The 14,289-nt window shown below is 66.3% G+C and carries 10 protein-coding genes; 1 reads left to right on the top strand and 9 read right to left on the bottom strand.

The window, feature by feature from the left end:
* Window positions 1-34 precede the first annotated feature (34 nt).
* The 7 genes from GSH16_RS12545 to guaB all read right to left on the bottom strand — a co-directional run bounded on the left by GSH16_RS12545 (window position 35) and on the right by guaB (window position 9,771).
* Window positions 35-340 (bottom strand): DUF1330 domain-containing protein, encoded by a 306-nt coding sequence (locus GSH16_RS12545; protein WP_160855612.1) that lies wholly within the window; start codon window positions 338-340, stop codon window positions 35-37.
* A gap of 78 nt (window positions 341-418) precedes the next feature.
* Window positions 419-3,079 carry an alanine--tRNA ligase gene (alaS, locus tag GSH16_RS12540; RefSeq protein WP_160855610.1) on the bottom strand — a complete coding sequence of 887 codons (2,661 nt, stop codon included), beginning with the start codon at window positions 3,077-3,079 and terminating at the stop codon, window positions 419-421.
* 196 nt (window positions 3,080-3,275) lie between these two features.
* Window positions 3,276-4,340 (bottom strand): recombinase RecA, encoded by a 1,065-nt coding sequence (gene recA, locus GSH16_RS12535; protein ID WP_160855608.1) that lies wholly within the window; start codon window positions 4,338-4,340, stop codon window positions 3,276-3,278.
* Window positions 4,341-4,486: 146 nt separating this feature from the next.
* Complete coding sequence (locus GSH16_RS12530; protein ID WP_160855606.1) at window positions 4,487-6,535, bottom strand: PAS domain-containing sensor histidine kinase; 2,049 nt, start codon at window positions 6,533-6,535, stop codon at window positions 4,487-4,489.
* Between the two features lie 103 nt (window positions 6,536-6,638).
* Window positions 6,639-7,823 carry an RsmB/NOP family class I SAM-dependent RNA methyltransferase gene (locus GSH16_RS12525; RefSeq protein WP_160855604.1) on the bottom strand — a complete coding sequence of 395 codons (1,185 nt, stop codon included), beginning with the start codon at window positions 7,821-7,823 and terminating at the stop codon, window positions 6,639-6,641.
* Window positions 7,824-7,886: 63 nt separating this feature from the next.
* Complete coding sequence (locus tag GSH16_RS12520; RefSeq protein WP_160855602.1) at window positions 7,887-8,324, bottom strand: MAPEG family protein; 438 nt, start codon at window positions 8,322-8,324, stop codon at window positions 7,887-7,889.
* Window positions 8,317-9,771 (bottom strand): IMP dehydrogenase, encoded by a 1,455-nt coding sequence (gene guaB / locus GSH16_RS12515; RefSeq protein ID WP_160855600.1) that lies wholly within the window; start codon window positions 9,769-9,771, stop codon window positions 8,317-8,319. Before guaB ends, GSH16_RS12520 begins: the two co-directional genes overlap by 8 nt.
* Before the next feature lie 306 nt (window positions 9,772-10,077).
* Between guaB and GSH16_RS12510 the strand changes: the two genes are divergently transcribed.
* Window positions 10,078-12,045, top strand: a complete 1,968-nt coding sequence (locus tag GSH16_RS12510) for a bifunctional 2',3'-cyclic-nucleotide 2'-phosphodiesterase/3'-nucleotidase (protein WP_160855598.1) — start codon at window positions 10,078-10,080, stop codon at window positions 12,043-12,045.
* A gap of 294 nt (window positions 12,046-12,339) precedes the next feature.
* Here GSH16_RS12510 and GSH16_RS12505 read toward each other — a convergent pair whose 3' ends face one another.
* Window positions 12,340-13,092, bottom strand: a complete 753-nt coding sequence (locus GSH16_RS12505) for an RlmE family RNA methyltransferase (protein WP_160855596.1) — start codon at window positions 13,090-13,092, stop codon at window positions 12,340-12,342.
* Window positions 13,085-14,209: a Ppx/GppA phosphatase family protein gene (locus GSH16_RS12500; protein ID WP_160855594.1), complete on the bottom strand. Its 1,125-nt coding sequence runs from the start codon at window positions 14,207-14,209 to the stop codon at window positions 13,085-13,087. The genes GSH16_RS12505 and GSH16_RS12500 overlap by 8 nt, the downstream gene beginning before the upstream one ends.
* Between the last annotated feature and the right edge of the window lie 80 nt (window positions 14,210-14,289).

The following is a 14,289-nucleotide window of genomic DNA, read 5'->3' as shown; positions in this document are numbered from 1 at the left end:
GGGCGTCTCCTTCGGGTTGGCGGCACTAGGGCGATCAGGCCCCGTTCGGAGCCGGATCGTAGCCTTCGACAATCACGATGTCACGGATGGAATTCTTCAGGGCTATCGGCATGATTTCCCGATAGTCCGTTGATTCGTAGTATCTTTTGGCGCTCTCGAAATCGGGAAACTCGATCACGACATTGCGCGGGCGGCCCTGCCCTTCAAGCTGTTCGGCATGGCCGGCCTTCACCAGATAGCGGCCGCCGAACGCCTCGGCCACGCGCGGGGTCTGCCGCGCATAGTCGAGATAGGCGTCCAGATCGGTCACGTCGATATGGGCAATCAGATAGGCCGGCATCCGCACCTCCCGCATGGGCGGCCCGCACCGGGATGCGCCGGTGCCGGCCGGTTGGGGCGCGGTGCCGCAGGTCTTGCGTCAGCCGCGCAGGACGGCCTCCGCCGCCGCGATGGCCGCAGGCGCCTGGCTGGCATCCGCACCGCCGGCCTGCGCCATGTCCGGACGGCCACCGCCGCCCTTGCCCCCCAGAGCTTCCGCCGCCGCGCGCACAAGGTCAACCGCCGAGACACGCCCCGTCAGATCCTCGGTCACGCCGGCGGCCACGGCGGCCTTGCCGCCGGTATCGGCCACGAGCAGGATCGCGCCGGATCCGAGCCGCTGCTTGTGCGCATCGATGAGCCCGCGCAAATCCTTGCCGGACACACCCGTCAGCACCTGTGCGAGGAACGGCACGCCGCCCACATCCTGTGCCTCGGCCGGGGCCGCGTCGCCGCCGCCCGACATGGCCAACTGCTTGCGCAGATCCGCGACTTCACCCTGCAGCTGGCGACGTTCGTCCAGAAGCGCGGCAATCCGTTCGGCCAGTTCCTCGGGCCGCGCCTTGATCGCGGCCGACCCGGCCTTCAGCGCCTGCTCCTCGGCTGACACATGGTCGAGCGCCGCGGCGCCGGTCAGAGCCTCGACGCGGCGGATGCCGGCCGCCGATGCGCCCTCGCCCACCAGTTTGAAGAGCCCGATATCCCCGGTGCGCCCGACATGGGTGCCGCCGCAAAGTTCCAGCGAATAGGTATCGCCCTTGGCGCCGATGCCGCTGCCGTCGGCCTGCCCCATTGCAACCACGCGAACCTCGTCTCCATATTTCTCGCCGAAAAGCGCGCGCGCGCCGAGCGCCTGCGCCTCGTCGGGCGTCATCACGCGGGTCTCGACCGGCGTGTTCTGGCGGATGAAACCGTTCACCTCCGCCTCGACCTGCGCCAGCTCGCCCTCGCTCATGCCCTTGGCATGGGAGAAATCGAACCGCAGCCGGTCCTCGGACACGAGCGACCCGCGTTGCGCGACATGGTCGCCAAGCGCCCGCCGCAGCGCCTCGTGCAGGAGGTGGGTTGCGCTGTGGTTGGCACGGATCGCGCCACGACGCCCAGAGTCGATGGCCAGATCGACCGCATCGCCCTTGCCGATGCGCCCCTCCTCGACCACGCCGTGATGGACGAAGAGACCCGCCTTCTTGCGCGTGTCGGTGATCCGGACCACACCGCCTTCGGTGCGCGCCGTGCCGCTGTCGCCGACCTGCCCGCCGCTTTCGGCATAGAAAGGCGTCTGGTTGACGATGATCTGGACCGTGTCGCCGGCCTCGGCCGCATCGACAGCGCCCCCGTCGCGCACGAGCGCGAGGATCTGGCCCTCTGCCCGGTCCGTGTCATAGCCGAGGAACTCGGTCGGCCCGGTTGCGTCGGCAATATCGAACCAGACACTTTCATCCGCGGCCTCGCCCGATCCGGCCCAGGCGGCGCGGGCCTTGGCCTTCTGCTCGGCCATTGCCGCGTCGAACCCGTCCGTGTCGACCGTCCGGCCCTTCTCGCGCAGCGCATCCTGCGTCAGGTCGAGCGGGAACCCGTATGTGTCATAGAGCTTGAATGCCGTCTCGCCGGGCAGCGCCGCCCCCTCGGCCAGATCGCCAAGTTCATCCTCCAGCAGCCGCAGCCCGCGGTCGAGCGTGGTGCGGAACCGGTTTTCCTCCAGGTGCAGCGTCTCCTCGATCATCGGCTGGGCCTGGCCCAGTTCCGGGAAAGCCTGCCCCATCTGCGCCACAAGCGCCGGCACCAACCGATGCATGACCGGATCCTGCGCGCCCAGCAGATGCGCATGGCGCATGGCGCGGCGCATGATCCGGCGCAGCACGTAGCCGCGCCCCTCGTTCGAGGGCATCACCCCGTCGGCAATCAGGAAGGAGGTGGACCGCAGATGGTCAGCGATCACGCGGTGGTGCACATTCCCGTCGCCGTCGGGATCGACGCCCGTCACCTGCGCGCTCGCCTCGATCAGCGCCCGCATCAGGTCGGTGTCGTAATTGTCATGCTTGCCCTGCAGGATCGCGCCGATCCGCTCAAGCCCCATGCCGGTGTCGATGGACGGTCGCGGCAGATCCTCGCGCGCGCCGCTCTCGAACTGTTCATGCTGCATGAAGACGAGGTTCCAGATCTCGATGAACCGGTCGCCATCCTCATCCTTGCTGCCCGGAGGACCGCCCCAGATCTCTTCCCCGTGGTCGAAGAAGATCTCCGACGAGGGACCGCAGGGACCCGTCGGGCCCATCATCCAGAAATTGTCGTCGGTGGCGATGCGGATGATCCGCTCGTCGGGCAGGCCGGCAACCTTCTTCCAGATCTCCGCCGCCTCATCATCCGTGTGATAGACGGTGACGAGCAGCTTGTCCTTCGGCAGGCCGAAATCCTTGGTGAGCAACTCCCACGCGAAGGGGATCGCCTCATCTTTGAAATAGTTGCCGAAGGAAAAATTGCCGAGCATCTCGAAGAATGTGTGGTGCCGCGCCGTATAGCCGACATTGTCGAGATCATTGTGCTTGCCGCCCGCGCGCACGCATTTCTGGCTGGTCACGGCGCGGTTGTAGGGGCGCTGCTCCAACCCGGTGAACACGTTCTTGAACTGGACCATGCCCGCATTGGTGAACATCAGGGTCGGGTCGTTGCGCGGCACGAGCGGCGACGAGGCGACAACCTCGTGCCCCTGCCGGGCAAAATAGTCCAGAAAGGTGGAACGGATATCGTTCAGGCTCACCATCGTGCTTGGTTCCCTCGCGCGGGGGGTCGCGGGCATGGCCGCAAACCGGTCAAAAATCCTGTCGGATGTATCCCGAAGCCCGGTCGCTGTCCACCATGGAGGATGGCGAGGCGCCCGGTCAGAGCGGTGCCGGAACGGAAACGGGCGCGCCCCGGCAGAGGCACGCCCGTATCAGGATGGGACCTGTGCCGGCCGGTCAGTCCTCGACCACCGCCGCACTCTCATGGCTGATGTCGAAATCAAGCCCGTGGGCCGCCCGGATCTTGTCCTCGATCTTGAGCGAGATATCCTTGTTTTCCTTCAGGAAATTCTTCGCATTCTCGCGCCCCTGCCCAATCCGTTCGTCCCCGTAGGAGAACCAGGAGCCGGACTTGTCGATGATCCCGGCCTTAACGCCGAGGTCGAGAAGCTCGCCTGTCTTGGAAATGCCCTCGCCATACATGATGTCGAACTCGACCTGCTTGAAGGGCGGAGCGACCTTGTTCTTGACGATCTTCACGCGGGTCGCGTTGCCGACAACCTCATCCCGGTCCTTCAGCGCGCCAATCCGGCGGATGTCGAGCCGCACCGAGGCGTAGAACTTGAGCGCATTGCCGCCCGTCGTCGTCTCGGGCGAGCCGAACATGACCCCGATCTTCATGCGGATCTGGTTGATGAAGATGACCATGCAATTGGAGCGCGAGATCGCACCGGTCAGCTTGCGCATGGCCTGGCTCATCAGGCGGGCCTGCGCGCCGACCTGCGCGTCGCCCATATCGCCCTCGAGCTCGGATTTCGGCGTCAGGGCGGCGACAGAGTCGACCACCACGACCGAGACAGCGCCGGAGCGCACCAGCGTCTCGGTGATCTCGAGCGCCTGTTCGCCCGCATCGGGCTGGGAGATCAGAAGCTCGTCGAGATCGACGCCGAGCTTGCGGGCATAGGTCGGGTCGAGCGCATGTTCCGCATCGACGAAAGCACAGACGCCGCCTTTCTTCTGCTCCTCGGCGATCACATGGAGCGCCAGCGTGGTTTTCCCCGAGCTTTCCGGCCCGTACACCTCGATGATGCGCCCCTTCGGCAGACCGCCGATCCCGAGCGCGATATCGAGCCCGATCGACCCGGTGGAGGTCGATTCGATGTCCATCACCGGATTGTCCTGGCCGAGCTTCATGATCGAGCCCTTGCCAAAGTTCCGCTCGATCTGGGCCAGCGCCGAATCCAGCGCCTTCTGCTTGTCCATGCCGCGTCTTTCGTTCAAATCAAGGAGTGGGGCCGCCATTTCTGCACCTCTTATTTCACAAGTTGCCAGACCGGGCAATTCGTCTCGCAACCACTGCTCTGTTCGCCTCTTGTTCTCACGCAAGATGAGATCAAAACAAGAACAATGCAAGTTAAATTTTAGGGGTCCACCCTGCGGCCAAACCCTTACTGAACCATGAATCCGCGTGCGCCCGGTTCGATCTCCGTCATTTTTCCGGATTGGATCTGGTCGGCCACAACATCGCTAAGATCCTGCAACGAAAACGGTTTTTGTAGCAACCGCGTGTGAATGAGGCCGAGTTCGCGGTCTTCCAGAACCGATTCCGAATAGCCGGAAATGAAGATGACGCGCAGCGGTCCGTGGCTTTCCAGTGCCGCCCGCACCCAGCCCGGCCCGTCAAGACCCGGCAGCATGATGTCGGAGACAACCAGATCGACGGCGGAAGGCGCGTCCGCCAGCTTCTCCAGCGCCTCCTCTCCGGTGCCTGCCTCGATCACCTGATAGCCACGCAACTGGAGCGCACGGGCGGCAAAGGAGCGCACCGGCACCTCGTCTTCCACCAGCAGGATCGTGCCGCCGGCCTCGCTCTTGCGGATGATGGGCGCGAGCGCGTCGGGTTCCGCCGCGGCCTCCGCCGGTCCGGTATAGGCGGGCAGGTAAATGGTGAAACATGTGCCCTCGCCCTCGGAACTGTCCACGAAGATGAACCCGCCCGACTGTTTCACGATCCCATAGACGGTCGACAGACCGAGCCCCGTGCCCTCGCTCGGCGGCTTGGTGGTAAAGAAGGGCTCGAAAATCTTCTCGATCTGGTCGGGCGGAATGCCGACGCCGCGGTCGCGCACATCGATCTGCACATAGTCGCCCGCATGGATGCGCGCACGGTCGCGGACGGTCTCGGTCTCGAAACGCGTGTTGCGCGTCTCCACCTGCACCTCTCCACCCGCCGGCATCGCGTCGCGGGCGTTCACGACAAGGTTCATCACCACCTGCTCAAGCTGCCTGCGGTCGACCCGCACGCGGTGCAGGTCCTGACCGTGCACCATGCGCAGCGTGACATTCGCGCCCAGAAGCCGGTCCATCAGATGGGTGAGTTCCGAAAGGATGTCGCGCAACTGAAAGACAGACAATTGCAGCGTCTGCTTGCGCGAGAAGGCAAGCAACTGCCGCACCAAAGCGGCGGCGCGATTGGTGTTCTGGCGGATCTGCACCAGATCGCCATAGTCGCTGTCGCCGCGATGGTGGCGCAGCAGGAGCAGATCGCAATGGCCCGAGATCGCGGTGAGCAGATTGTTGAAATCATGCGCGACCCCGCCGGCCAGTTGCCCCACTGCCTGCATCTTCTGGCTCTGGACGAACTTCGCCTCCAGCGCCTTCAACTCCGTCGCATCGCTCAGCACGGCGATGATCCGGTCGCCGAATTCCGGCCCGGCAAGGCGCAGGCCCAGTTGCAGATAGGCTTCTTTCGCGACCCGGCGCTGGCGCGCGGTTTCGGTCCCGCCGCGGGTCCGCCCCTCCGCCAGATCGGTGAGCCGCGCGCCGATGGGCAGGCCCAGCCCTTCGAGCAGTTCGTCGAGCGGCGGAGGGTCGCGGGCCAGTTGCAGAAGCCGCCGCGCCTCGGGATTGGCATGCAGGATCGCCCCGTCCGCGGCCACTTCCATCATCGCGACCGGCACCGCGTCGAGGAGCTGCAGCAGCGCATCGCGCCCATCCGCCGGACCGACGGGCAGCGGATCGGCCGCCGCCTGCACCACAGCAAGCCTGCGCCCGCGTGGCAGGGCCACCAGCATGAGCGACCGCGCCTGGCCTGTCAGGTCGGGCACGGTGACGGTCGTTGCCTCCGGCGCGCCCTGCATGGCATCGGTCAGGTGGCTCGCAAGCGCGAGCCGGTCGAACAGGTCGGCACAGCTCCGGTTGGTGATCTGCGGCAGCCCGGCATCGTCGAGGATGAGCGCCGCCACCCCGTTCCGGTCGCAGGCCTCGATCATCGCACGCCCGACGGAGAGCGACCGGTCCCGATCGCGCATCCGGTCCCGCTGCACGGCGGCGAGCCCGGCCAGAGCGGCGGCGACGGCAAAGAAGATCATGTGCAGTTCCGGGCGGGCCACAACCGCCGCGAGCAGGAGCGCCAGTGATGCCAACATCAGGAGCGCCGACCAGCCGGTCGATGGCGGGCCGCGCCGGGTCAGCGCATCTGGCAGGGAAAGCCGCATGGATCCTCCGTCCCCGATGGAACCGGGTCTCCTGCAAGCTCCGCATGTAAAAAGTTAACGATCGGTAAAGCCGGTGCCTGTCCCACCCGGACGGGCAGCCCGATCAGCCGCGCCGCATCCGCGCCGCGTAGAAACCGTCGCCGCCGTCTTTCGGCGTCAGGACCAGATCATCCTCGATCGTGAAATCCGGGTGCCGGGCGCGAAACGCATCCACCTGGTCGCGATTCTCGCAAGCCATCAGAGAGCAGGTCGCGAATGTCAGGCTGCCGCCCGGCTTCACATAAGCACATGCCGCGTCGAGAATCCGCGCCTGCAAAACCAGAAGCTTCTCCATATCCTTCGCGGTCAGCGTCCATTTCCCGTCCGGATTGCGCCGCCACGCCCCGCTGCCCGAACAGGGCGCGTCGACGAGCACAAGGTCGCAGCGCGGTGGCGTGGCTTCCAGTGAGGCCGTGTCCCGCAGCTCCACCTTTGCGCCTGCACGGCTCGCACGTTCCGGCAGGTCTTTCATCCGGCGCGGGTTGCCGTCATGGGCGATGATCCGCCCCTGCCCGCCCATCAGCGCGGCCAGCGCCAGTGTCTTGCCGCCCCCGCCCGCGCAATAGTCGAGCACCGTCATGCCGGCCTCGGGCCGCGCAAAGCGCGTGACCTGCTGGCTCGACGCATCCTGCAATTCCACAAGGCCCGAGCGATAGGCACGGCTGCCGGCGACACGGCGGGGATTTTCCAGCACCCGAAGGGCGCCCGGCACCGCGGCGATCTCCTCCGCGCCGATCCCCTCCTGCGCCAGCATCACCTTGGCACCGCTCACCGTGCCGCGCAGCGGATTGACCCGAAGGTCGACAGGCGCACGGCTCTGCATGATCGTCAGGACCGGCTCCAGATCGTCACCCAGCGAGCGGCGCAGTTCCGGCAAAAGGAAGGCCGGCACATCGAGGCGCACATCGAGCGGCGCCTCTGCCAGCCGGTCGGGATCGATGGCCCGTTCCGCGTCGGTCAGCGCGTCGGGCGCGTAGCCGTCGCCGGTGAATAGCGTGTCAAGATCCTCCCCTTCGCCCCGCTGGTGGGCGATCACCATGGCGCGGCCCGTTTCGGCCCCGCCGATCCACGCGAGCGAGCGCCGGCGGCGCAGGATGTCGAACACGATGTCGCGGATCGCGGCCCGGTCACGCGACCCGGCGAACCGGCTCTGCCGCGCCCAGCGCACCAGCACCTTCTCGGCCGGCGCGCCGGCGAGGATATCGTCCATCAGCGCGATGGCGGCGGAAAGTCGGGCGGCAGGTGTCATGCACCCCCATCTGCCTTGAACCGGCGCCGAGCGCAAGCCGCTCCGCGCAGGTCCAAGCCCATGTCAGGCCGCGAAAATCAGCCCGGCCGCCAGCGCGAGCCAGAGGATGAGCAGCCCCACCAGCCCCAGCACGAACGCGTTGAACCGTGACGGCAGGTGGTTGGATCCGGCATGGACCCAGCGATGCAGCGCCCGGCTGACCGCATAGGTCAGCGCGCCCAGCGCCACGCCCCAGTTGACCGCGCCGGTCGCCAGCGCGATGCCCACGCCGGCATAGAGCAGCACCGGCGTCTCGAACTGGTTGCGCACATTGGCCTGCAACAGGCGCACATTTTCGGGATAGGCATCCGTCTCGATCGCGATATCGGCCATCCGGACCTGTTTCGCCTGCAGCGCCGCCAGACGACCCTGCCCCATGGCGATGATCGCCCAGAAGGTCAGCGCGACCTGAAAGAAAACCGCGCCGAGCGCCAGCCCGGCCGTCAGGGTCAGGTCAGACATGGCGGTAGTTCGGGCTCTCGCGGGTGATCTGCACGTCATGGACGTGGCTTTCCTTCAGCCCCGCGCCAGTGATCCGCACAAATTCCGAGTTCTGGCGCATTGCCTCGACGGTCGGTGCCCCGACATAGCCCATGGCCGCCCGCAGGCCGCCCACCAGCTGGTGCACGACCGCGCCCGCGGCCCCCTTGTAGGCCACCTGCCCCTCGATGCCCTCGGGCACCAGCTTGTCGGTGCTGACCTCTTTCTGGAAATAGCGGTCGGCTGAGCCGCGGGCCATGGCGCCCACCGAACCCATGCCGCGATAGGCCTTGAAGCTGCGCCCCTGATAGAGGAACACCTCGCCCGGTGCCTCGTCGGTGCCCGCGAGCATCGAGCCGATCATCGCGCAGGATGCGCCCGCCGCGATCGCCTTGGCGAAATCGCCGGAATATTTGATCCCGCCGTCGGCGATGACCGGATGGTCGCTGTCGGCTGCCGCCGCGGCGCAATCCATGATCGCCGTCAACTGCGGCACGCCAACGCCCGCAACGATGCGCGTGGTGCAGATGGACCCCGGCCCGATCCCCACTTTCACCGCATCCGCGCCCGCATCGATGAGCGCCCGCGTCGCCGCACCGGTCGCGACATTGCCGGCCACGATCTGCACGCCGGAATTGGATTTCTTGATCCGGGTGACCGCCTCGGCGACCGAGGCCGAATGGCCATGCGCCGTATCGATCACGATCAGATCGACCCCCGCATCAACGAGCGCCTCGGACCGCTCGAACCCGGCATCGCCAACGGTGGAGGCCGCCGCGACCCGCAGGCGCCCCAGCTCGTCCTTGCAGGCATGCGGGTTCAGAACCGCCTGCTCGATATCCTTGATGGTCAGAAGCCCGGTCAGCCGGTTTTCCTTGTCGACCACCAGCAGCTTTTCCAGTCGGCGACTCTCCATCAGGCTCTTGGCCTCGGCCAGATCGGCCGGTTCGCGCAGCATGGCCAGATTGTCCGACGTCATCATCACCGACACCGGCGTTGCATCGTCCGTGGCAAAGCGCATGTCGCGGTTGGTCACGATGCCGACCACGCGCCCTTCGGGGTCGACGACCGGGAAGCCGGTGATCTTGTAGCGTTCCTGCAGCGCCTTCGCGTCGGCCAGCGTTTGATCGGCCCGCAGCGTGACAGGATTGTAGACGGTGCCGGACACGAACCGCTTCACGCGGCGCACCTCACGGGCCTGAGCCTCGATGTCGAGATTGCGGTGGATCACGCCGAGCCCGCCCGCCTGCGCCATGGCGATCCCCATGCGCGATTCCGTCACCGTGTCCATGGCCGAGGACAGGAGCGGGATGTTGAGCGCGATGGAGCGCGTCACCCGCGTGCGGGTATCCGCCGTGGATGGCAGCACCTCGGAAGCGCCGGGAACAAGCAATACATCGTCGAAGGTCAGGGCCTCACGAATCTCCATCAGGTGTCTCCACTGGGGTTCGGTGTTGGCACGTCTCTATTTCACGGTGCCCGGCAAAAGGAAAGCCCCTTTGACCCGCTTGCGACCCGGTGCCGCCCGCAGGCGCCGCCAGCCGCCGGTCCGGCCCGCCCTTGCCTGTCGCAAATTCGTGATAGTCTGCACCGATGATGCGCGCGACCGGCTGAGTCGCGCCGCTTCCGCATTGCCTGCGCTTACCCGCCTTCCCGCCTATCCCATGCCGTTCCGCCTTTGGCTCCCCGCCGCTGCCGGTGCCGCGGCGCATCACACAACCGATGGAGATATCCGATGACCGACCTGATCCTGTCCCGCCGCCATTTCCTCGGCACCTCCGCCGCCTTCGGCGCGGCGGCGCTCCTGCACCCGTTCTCGGCCCGCGCGGCGGCCAATCAGGCGCATCTGCGGGTGCTGTCGACGACCGACCTTCACGTCCATGTCTGGCCCTATGACTATTATGCCGACCGGGAGGCAGACGGGCTCGGCCTTGCGCGGACCGCGAGCATCATCAACGAGATCCGCGCCGAGGCGACAAACTCGATCCTTGTGGACAATGGCGATTATCTGCAGGGCAACCCGATGGGGGATTATGTCGCCTATGAGCGCGGCATGCCCGAGGGCGCGCTGCATCCGGTCATGCAGGCGATGAACGTGCTGGGCTATGATGCCGGCACGCTCGGCAACCATGAATTCAACTATGGCGTCGAATTCATGGACAAGGTGAATGCCGGTGCCGATTTCCCGATCGTCTGCGCCAATTTCGCCGACAAGCTCGGCGACGGCGCGCGCAACGACACGCTGCACCTGAAACCCTATGTGCTGCTCGACCGGCAGATCACAGATGGCAGCGGCCAGACCCACGACATGAAGATCGGCCTGATCGGCTTCGTCCCGCCGCAGATCATGACATGGGACCAGCGCCACCTGCAGGGCAAGTTCGAGGCCCGCGACATCTTGCAAGCCGCCCGCGCCTGGGTGCCGGAGATGAAAGAGGCCGGTGCCGACATCATCGTCGCCCTGTCGCATAGCGGCATTTCCACCGCGCCGGAGAGCGAGGGGATGGAGAACGCGGCGCTGCATCTGGCCGGTGTGGATGGCGTGGACGCGGTCGTGACCGGTCACAGCCACCTTGTCTTCCCGTCGGAAGCCTACACGTCGGGCGACGGGATCGACGTAGGCGCCGGCACGCTGCAGGGCAAACCCGCCGCGATGGGCGGATTCTGGGGCTCGCATATGGGGCTGATCGACCTGATGCTGGAACATGAGGGCGGCGCATGGCGCGTGCTCACCTCCGAGAGCAGCGCCCGCCCGATTTCGGAGCGGGTGGAGCGCAAGACCGTGCCGCTGGTCGAGAGCGACCAGGCGGTGCTCGACGCCACGCGGCAGGCGCATGAGGAAACGCTCGCCTATATCCGCCGTCCGGTGGGCGAGACCTCGGCCCCGCTCCATTCCTATTTCGCGCTGGTGGCCGACGACCCGTCCGTCCAGATCGTGAGCCAGGCCCAGACCTGGTACATCGAACAGATGATGAAGGGCACCGAATGGGAGGGGCTGCCGATCCTTTCCGCAGCGGCACCCTTCAAGGCCGGTGGCCGCGGCGGGCCGGACTATTACACGGATGTGAAACCGGGACCGGTGGCCATCAAGAACGTGGCGGACCTCTACCTCTATCCCAACACGGTGCGCGCTGTGACGGCGACGGGCGCGACGGTGCGCGACTGGCTGGAACGCTCGGCCGGCATCTTCAACCAGATCACCCCCGGAGAAGCCGACCAGCCGCTTCTGAACCCCGCTTTCCCGTCCTACAATTTCGACGTGATCGACGGTGTGACCTACCGAATCGACCTGAGCGAGCCGTCGAAATACGACCCGAAGGGCGAGCTGATCAACCCGGACGCCAACCGCATCAAGGATTTGAAGTTCAACGGGCAACCGATTGACGACGCTCAGACCTTCGTGATCGCGACAAACAATTACCGGGCCGGCGGTGGCGGCAATTTCCCCGGCAATGACGGGTCGTCCATCATCTTCGTCGGGCCGGACACGAACCGCGACGTGATCGTGCGCTATATCGTCGAACAGGGCACGATCAACCCGTCGGCCGACGCCAACTGGTCCTTCGTGCCGATGGAGGGAACGAGCGTGCTCTTCGAGACCGGACCGGCGGGCCGCGACTATGCAGCCGAGGTGCAGGGCGTGTCGATCGAGGAGGCCGGCGAGGGCGCGGACGGGTTCGCGCAATATCGCATCCAGCTCTGATCGGGGGCCCCATGCGTGTCCGGTCCATGGAACATGGACCGGACGGCGCATGGCCTCCCTAGACCAGGGCCGAACGGCCGGTTCGGGTGCGATGCGTTCCAGACATCGCGCCAGCCGCCCACCGCCGTGCCGGACCGCGGCCGCCGCTCCGGATCGTGCGGCAGACGCGCCCATGGGCGCAGCTTTCCCGACCGGCCGGCGTCGCTACCGGTACGTCCGGGACAAGACCACCCTTCCGGCTGGCTGCCCCCCTGTCCTTGTTCTGGATCAAGTCAATGGCCCGCAGGCGGACCGTCAGCCGGTGCCGAGGTCGTCCGGCCGGCCCTTGAAGCCGGTGGCGATCACGAATTTCTCCGAACTGTCCTTGCGGCTCGACGGCGGCTTCACATGCACGACTTTCGTGAAATTCTTCTTCAGGAGCAGCAGCACGTCATTTTCCGCCCCGCCCGCGAGCACCTTGGCGATGAAGGTGCCGCCCTCTTCCAGCACGTCGAAGGCGAAATAGGCCGCGGCCTCCACCAGCGCCATGATCCGCAGATGGTCGGTCTGCTTGTGGCCCGAGGAAAAGGGCGCCATGTCCGACATGACCACATCGGCCGGTCCGCCGAGCCAGCCCTTGACCAGATCGTCCGCGCCCTCGTCCAGAAAATCGAGCTGGTGGATTTCCGCGCCCGCAATCTCGTCCACCTCCTGCAGGTCGATGCCGAGCACCTTGCCCACGGGTTTCGATGTCCGCTCGCCCAGCGCATTGGTGCGCTTCACCGCCACCTGGCACCAGCCGCCCGGAGCACAGCCCAGGTCCACCACCCGCGCACCGGGCAGAAGGAAGCGGAATTTCTCGTCCAGATCGAGGATCTTGTAGGCCGCGCGGCCGCGATACCCGTCGCGTTTCGCGGCGGCCACATACGGGTCGTTCAGTTGGCGCTGAAGCCAGCGGGTCGAGCTGGTCTTGCGCCCCTTGGCGGTTTTCACCTTCACCTTCAGGTCGCGCTGCCCGCGCCCCGAAGTGTTTTTCGGCGTGCCTGCTCGGCCCTTCTTGTCAGCCATTGGCCGGTCCCTTCGTCAAAACGCCGTCGCGGCTCATCATGGAAAAGAGAATCCCCTCGCGCAGGCCGCGGTCGGCCACGCTGATACTGTCGGTGGGCCAGATGCGCAGAAGCGTCTGCAGGATGGCGCTGCCCGACATGATGAGCTCCGCCCGGTCCTTGCCAAGTGTGGGATCGGCGCGCCGCCCCTCCGGCCCCGAGGACAGGTAGCGCTCGATCACCGTGTCGATCTGCTGGCTGGTCATCCGCATCCCGTCCACCTTGGTCCGGTCATAGCGCCGCAAACCCAGATGCGCGGCGCCCACTGTGGTGATCGTGCCCGAGGTGCCGATCATCTGCAAACCGTCCAGATGGTCTGAGATGGTTTCAGCCAGATAGGGGCCGAATTCGAGAATGTTCTCCTCGAAGAACCAGCTCATCAGCGCGAACCGCGCGGCATCATCCTCCACATCCGCATAGCGCTCATGGAGCGTGGCAACCCCGAGCGGCACGGAAATCCAGTCGACGATGCGGGCCTTGTGCTCGGGCCGCGGCTGCTTGCCGGGCCGGAGCGCGCCCACGGCCTGCACCCGCTGCTCATGCGGCACGTCGGACACGTCGATCCAGACCAGTTCGGTCGAGCCGCCGCCAATATCGATGACGAGCAGTTGCTTGGTGTCCGGCTCGATCAGCGACGCGCAGGAAATGACCGCAAGCCGGGCCTCCTCCTGCGGGGTGATGATCTCCAGCCGCAGGCCGGTTTCCTGTTCCACCCGGCGCAGGAAACGCTGGCCGTTGCGCGCGCGGCGGCAGGCCTCAGTGGCCACCAGCCGCATGTCGGCCACGCCGAAATTCTTGATCTTGGAGGAGCAGACCCGCAGCGCCTGCAATGTGCGCGCGATCCCCTGATTGGACAGCGCGCCCGTGCGCTCCAGATCGACGCCGAGCCGGACGGACTTGGAAAATGCGTCGACAATACGGAAATGCGGCCCGTCGGGCGTTGCAATCAACATCCGGCAGGAGTTGGTCCCGAGGTCCAGGGCGGCATAGAACGGGCCCGCATCCGGTTCCACGGCCACGGGCCTGCGCCCGTTTGCCCCGGTTCCGGCGCGCCCGTTCCGCGAACGTCTGCGTGCCATGTGTCAGCCAATCTCTGACCCGCATCGCGGCGGGTGTTTGACCTGACGCTATCGGATGCCCGGCCCGGGCGCAAGCGAAG

It is taken from the genome of Oceanomicrobium pacificus (assembly GCF_009833495.1).
In the GTDB taxonomy this organism is placed as follows: Bacteria; Pseudomonadota; Alphaproteobacteria; order Rhodobacterales; family Rhodobacteraceae; genus Oceanomicrobium; species Oceanomicrobium pacificus.
This window is presented reverse-complemented; position numbering and strand designations above follow the sequence as displayed.